This window comes from Variovorax sp. 20P10.2.4, assembly GCF_058244205.1.
In genome coordinates this window covers 1-5,724 of the sequence record NZ_JBZAYE010000478.1, presented here as the reverse complement: position 1 = coordinate 5,724, position 5,724 = coordinate 1, and the positions used below count along the sequence as shown (strand labels likewise).

General features: G+C 68.0%; 7 protein-coding genes. 5 read left to right on the top strand and 2 right to left on the bottom strand.

The window, feature by feature from the left end:
* On the top strand, window positions 1-619 hold a 619-nt coding region (locus AC27VN_RS30740), incomplete at its 5' end, for an AMP-binding enzyme (protein ID WP_490879006.1).
* 150 nt (window positions 620-769) lie between these two features.
* Window positions 770-1,273 (top strand): LapA family protein, encoded by a 504-nt coding sequence (locus tag AC27VN_RS30735; RefSeq protein WP_208513145.1) that lies wholly within the window; start codon window positions 770-772, stop codon window positions 1,271-1,273.
* Window positions 1,274-1,282: 9 nt separating this feature from the next.
* Here AC27VN_RS30735 and AC27VN_RS30730 read toward each other — a convergent pair whose 3' ends face one another.
* A complete protein-coding gene (locus AC27VN_RS30730; RefSeq protein ID WP_057594543.1) occupies window positions 1,283-1,588 on the bottom strand; it encodes a c-type cytochrome in 306 nt (101 codons plus the stop codon).
* Window positions 1,589-1,712: 124 nt separating this feature from the next.
* On the opposite strand from AC27VN_RS30730, the gene AC27VN_RS30725 reads away from it, so the two are divergent.
* The gene (locus AC27VN_RS30725) at window positions 1,713-1,967 is read left to right on the top strand and encodes a TIGR04438 family Trp-rich protein (RefSeq protein ID WP_093342394.1); all 255 of its coding nucleotides are present in this window, start codon (window positions 1,713-1,715) and stop codon (window positions 1,965-1,967) included.
* A 91-nt stretch (window positions 1,968-2,058) separates the two neighbouring features.
* Window positions 2,059-3,753, top strand: coding sequence for an SMI1/KNR4 family protein (locus AC27VN_RS30720; protein WP_490879005.1), 1,695 nt, complete (start codon window positions 2,059-2,061; stop codon window positions 3,751-3,753).
* Between the two features lie 10 nt (window positions 3,754-3,763).
* Here AC27VN_RS30720 and ilvD read toward each other — a convergent pair whose 3' ends face one another.
* A complete protein-coding gene (ilvD, locus tag AC27VN_RS30715) occupies window positions 3,764-5,458 on the bottom strand; it encodes a dihydroxy-acid dehydratase (protein WP_296776758.1) in 1,695 nt (564 codons plus the stop codon).
* A gap of 110 nt (window positions 5,459-5,568) precedes the next feature.
* Between ilvD and AC27VN_RS30710 the strand changes: the two genes are divergently transcribed.
* Window positions 5,569-5,724 (top strand): LysR family transcriptional regulator (locus AC27VN_RS30710; protein WP_490879007.1); only part of this gene is annotated, 156 nt, incomplete at its 3' end.

Here is a 5,724-nt window from a genome sequence, read left to right as displayed (position 1 = left end):
TGCGATCGTGGACGAGACCGGCAAGGACCTGCCCAATGGCGCGGGCGGCATGCTGGTGATCAAGCGGCCCTGGCCCTCGATGATCCGCACCATCTGGAACGACCCCGAGCGCTTCAAGAAGAGCTACTTCCCAGAAGAGATGGGCGGCACGATCTATCTGGCCGGTGACGGCGCGGTGCGCAGCGCCGACCGCGGCTACTTCCGCATCACGGGCCGCATCGACGACGTGCTCAATGTCTCGGGCCACCGGCTGGGCACGATGGAGATCGAGTCGGCGCTGGTGTCCAAGACCGATCTCGTGGCCGAGGCCGCGGTGGTGGGGCGTCCCGACGATCTGACGGGCGAGGCGATCTGCGCCTTCGTCGTGCTCAAGCGCGCGCGACCGACCGGCGAGGAGGCGAAACAGATCGCCACCGAGTTGCGCAACTGGGTGGCCAAGGAGATCGGGCCGATCGCCAAGCCCAAGGACATCCGCTTCGGCGACAACCTGCCGAAGACGCGCAGCGGCAAGATCATGCGGCGGCTGCTGCGCAGCATCGCCAAGGGCGAGGCGATCACGCAGGACACCTCGACGCTCGAGAACCCGGCGATCCTCGATCAGTTGTCGCAGACGAATTGAGCGATGCGGCATTCCTGCTGTAGGACAGGGGCGTCTGTGCCGGGCCGAGGGCCGGGCAGGCCCCTTCGCTGAGGTAAAACCGCTGGCACCACCGCGCGCCTCGAAGCGCGCGGGTTCCCAACGTGTTCGATCTTTCCGAAGGAGGCCCCCATGGGCGTGAGATCCGCTTTCCTGTTCGTCATCGTGCTGCTGATCGCGGCGCTGGCCGCGCTCAACTGGGGCACGCTGTCCACGCCCACCGACGTGTGGCTGGGCTTCATGACCGTCTCGGCGCCGCTGGGCCTGATCATGCTGGGGCTCACCGTGGTGCTGGCGGCCTTCTTCCTGGTCTACGTGCTGTACCTGCACAGCTCGGTGCTGCTCGACACCAAGCGCCACACCAAGGAGATGCAGGTGCAGCGCGACCTGGCCGACAAGGCCGAGGCGTCGCGCTTCACCGAACTGCGCAACTTCCTGCAGGCGCAGGAGAACCAGCACATGGCGCAGAACGCCGACCGCCAGACGGCGCTGCTGGCGCGCATCGACCAGCTCGAGGCCGCGGTGCGGCTGCGTTCGGATCAGTCCGACAACACGCTGGCCGCGCACATCGGCCAGCTCGAGGACCGCATCGAGCGCCGGCCTTCGCTGCCCGTGGAACTCGATCCGCGGGTCTGAGGACCGGCCTTACTTCGTCGACAGGATCCAGGCCGCGAGCTTCTTCGCGTCGGCTTCGCTGACCTGGTTGTTGGCCGGCATCGGCACCGGGCCCCACACGCCCGAACCGCCCTTGATGATCTTGCCGGCCAGCATGTCGGCCGCGCCCGCGTTGTCCTTGTACTTGGCCGCCACGTCCTTGAACGAGGGGCCGAGCACCTTGCGCTCGACCGCATGACAGCTCATGCAGTTCTTCGAGGTGGCCAGCGCCAGGTCGGCGAAGGCGGGGGCTGCCAGGCCGAGGGCCAGGGTCGCGAACAGCAGGGCTCTTTTCATGGGGATCGGATTCTCTGTTTATGTAAGGGCTGAGTTACATTCGACGGCTCAACGCGATGATTGTAGGGAGCACCGACCACCGGCGTGCGACCGCATCGCGCGACACGACCCGAAGGGATTCGCGATGTGGTTTCTGGTGCTGGGCATCCTGGGCGTGGCCCTCAAATACTTCGAAGTCGGCCCGGTCGCTACCTGGAGCTGGTGGATCGTGCTGATTCCCTTCGCGCTCGCCATGGCCTGGTGGGCCTGGGCCGATGCCTCGGGCTACACCAAGCGCAAGGTGGTCGAGCGTGAGGATGCGCGTCGCCAGGCGCGCATCGACCGGCAGAAGACCAACATGGGCCTGAAGACCGGCAGCGGATCGCGCCCACGCCGCTGACTCCTCTGCGCTGACGGGCCCGCCGTGGTCCGCATGTGAAACTCTTCCGACGCGCCGCATGCATCGCGGCGCTTCACCGGGGAGGATCGAAATGACCACACGCATGCCGTCGAACGGGCTCGCGCCCGTGCTGCGGATCGCCATGGGCTTGCTGATCGTGCTGGCCATGGGTGCGGCCGGCTGGCTGCATCGCTCGCCATGGATCGTGCTGCTGGCGACGCCGCTGTTCACCGTGCTCTATGCGCTCGGCAAGTGGAATGCCTGGACGCTGGCCTGGCGGCTCGGCGGCGCGAAGCGGATCGCGCTGTCGGCGCTCGTGACGCTGCCGATCCAGGCGGTGCTCGCGGGCGTGTTCTACCTGCTCGGGCTGGGGCTGAGCATGCTGCTGGCGCCGGCCGCGCCGATCGCTGCGTTCTCGACGTCGGACGTTCAATGGGCCGCGGCGCTGTTCGTCGTGGCGGTCGCTGTGAGCGCGGCGATCATCGGGCTCGAGTCGAAGGCATCGCCCGCGGCGCCCGAGCCGATGGTCGGCACGCCATCGCCCGCACCGGAAGCCGAGTCCGAACTCGACATCGACCCAACGCCGCTGAATCACGACACCTTCTTCGATTCCCCCGGCTACTGGCGCAAGAACACCGCGCGCGAAGCGCTCGCACAGCGCGGCGCGCCGGTCGAGAAGCCGCCGTTCGCGGCCAGCGAAGCCATGCTCGCGGCCGCAGAGGCGCGGCTGGGCTTTCGCCTGCCCGACACGCTGCGTCAGCTGTATGGCCGGATGAACGGCGGGTACGTGGGCTGGCTCTACGTGCCGCTCAAGCGCGATGCCGGCCCGTTCTACGACGACTGGCGCGGCGCCTTCTCCATCGACTATTCGAGCCTCGCGCCCCTGGCCGAGCTGCGCACCGTCGCCGAGCACTACGAGGACTTCACGCACGAGCCCGAGGAAGTGCCGGCCGGCGCCGACAAGCTGGTGGTGCTGCAGGCCCGCTATGGCGACATGACCCTGCTCGACTACACGCGCGGGCCGCAGGCGCGGGTGCTGATCGCGGACTTCGACCGCCAGCCGGGCGTGGAGCCGGTCGACATCGCCTTCGAGAACTTCGACGATTTCCTCGCGGCGCTGCGGCGCGTGCGCCCAGAGCGCGGCGTGGCGCGAACGGTCGCGCGCGATCTGGGCCCGCCGCTGGGCGAGGCGCCGGAGCAATGGCGTGCCTCGATGTTCTGGGGCGAGGCTCAGCCTCATTTCTTCCATCTCAACGCGGCGCAGCGCAAGGACGGTTCCGAGCCGCAACTGACGGCCGACGATGCGCTGGTCGCGCAGACCGAGGCGCGGCTGGGCGTGCGGCTGCCGGGCGCGCTCGTGGCGCTGTGGCGCGTGAAGAACGGCGGCGGCGTCTCGTGCCGCTGGGTCGACATCGCCGACGGCGAAGGCCAGCCGTACAGCGAGGTCCTGCGCTACCTGATGCCGATGGAATACCTCGCGACGCTGGCCGAGCTGTCGGACCGCATCGTGTTCCCGCCGGGCGAAACGCCGTGGAAGCAAGGCTTCGACGCGCCGCAGCGCCTCGTGGTGCTCGAGGCCGACCACGGCAGGGTGGTCATGCTCGACTATCGCGACAGCGGCGCACAGGCACCGGCCGTGCTGGTCGTGGACGACCTGGACCGCGGTCCGCCGCGCGAACTGCTGCGTTTCGAGAGCTTCGACGACCTGTTGCCGCGCCTGCGCCCGAAGTCCATCGGCTACGAGGAAGTGGCGAAACCGTGGCAGCCGCCGGCCGCCACGGCCTGAACGCCGGGCTTCAGAACTTGTCGAGCACCGCGCCCGAGCTCGCGCTCGAGGCATTGAACGCGAACTTGGCCTGCACGCCGCGCGTGTAGCGCGGGGCCGGGGCCTTCCAGCCTTCGCGGCGCTTGGCGATCTCGGCCTCGGGCACGTTGAGCTCGAGCTTGAGCGCATGCGCATCGATGGTGATCGAGTCGCCCTCGTGGACGAAGGCGATGGTGCCGCCGGCCGCCGCTTCGGGCGCCACGTGGCCCACCACCATGCCCCAGGTGCCGCCAGAGAAGCGGCCATCGGTGATCAGGCCCACGCTCTCGCCGAGGCCCGCGCCGATCAGCGCGCCCGTGGGCGCCAGCATCTCGGGCATGCCCGGGCCGCCCTTGGGGCCGAGGTAGCGCAGCACCATCACGTCGCCGGCCACGATCTTGCCGTCGAGGATGGCCTTGAGCGCCGACTGCTCGTCGTCGAACACGCGCGCCGGGCCGGTGATGACCGGGTTCTTGAGGCCGGTGATCTTGGCGACCGCGCCTTCGGGCGACAGGTTGCCCTTGAGGATGGCCAGGTGGCCTTCGTCGTACATCGGCTTGTCGATCGGGCGGATCACGTCCTGGTCGGCGCGCGGCACGTCGGGCACGTCCTTGAGCACTTCGGCGATGGTCTGGCCGCTGATGGTGACGCAGTCGCCATGCAGCAGGCCGGCGTTGAGCAGCACCTTCATGACCTGCGGAATGCCGCCGGCCTGGTGCAGGTCGACCGCGAGGTACTTGCCCGAGGGCTTCAGGTCGCAGATCACCGGCACCTTCTTGCGCATGCGCTCGAAGTCGTCGATGGTCCATTCCACCTCGGCCGCGTGCGCGATCGCGAGGAAGTGCAGCACCGCGTTGGTCGAGCCGCCCGTGGCCATGATCACGGCCACCGCGTTCTCGATCGCCTTCTTGGTCACGATGTCGCGCGGCTTCAGGTCCTTCTTGATCGCCTCGATCAGCACCTTGGCCGATTCCTTGGCCGAGTTGGCCTTCTCGTCGTGCGGGTTCGCCATGGTCGACGAGTAGGGCAGCGAGATGCCGAGGGCCTCGAAGGCGCTCGACATGGTGTTCGCCGTGTACATGCCGCCGCAGGAGCCGGTGCCGGGGATGGCGCGCTTCTCGATCTCGTGCAGGTCCTCGTCGCTCATGTTGCCGGCGGCGTTCTGGCCCACGGCCTCGAACACGCTGACGATGTTGAGGTCCTGGCCCTTGTAGCGGCCCGGCAGGATGGTGCCGCCGTAGACGTAGATGGCGGGCACGTTGGCGCGCAGCATGCCCATCAGGCCGCCGGGCATGTTCTTGTCGCAGCCGCCGACCACCAGCACGCCGTCCATCCACTGGCCGCCGACGCAGGTCTCGATGCAGTCGGAGATGACCTCGCGGCTCACCAGCGAGTACTTCATGCCTTCGGTGCCCATGGCCATGCCGTCGGAGATGGTGGGGGTGCCGAACACCTGCGCGTTACCGCCGGCTTCCTCGATGCCCGCGATGGCCGCGTCGGCCAGCTTCTGCAGGCCCGAGTTGCAGGGCGTGATGGTGCTGTGGCCGTTGGCGACGCCGACCATCGGCTTCTTGAAGTCGCCTTCCTCGTAGCCCATCGCGTAGAACATCGAACGGTTGGGCGCGCGGCTCTTGCCTTCGACGATGTTGGCGCTGCGGCGATTGATCTGGATTGGCTTGGTGTCCATGGTGGGTGTCTCTTCGATCGTGGGGAGGGAAAACCGGGGAGCGCCAAGTATCGGACTTCTGATTGATTGCTTCCAATCCATTTTGAGAGGCCGATTGATATGCTTGGCATATGAATGAAAGCCTGATCGACCTGCGGGCCTGGCGCCAGTTCGTGGCCGTGGCCGAGGAGCTGCATTTCGGCCGCGCCGCCCAGCGCCTGCACATGACCCAGCCGCCGGTCACGCAGGCCATCGCCCAGCTCGAGAAGACGCTGGGCGTGGTGCTG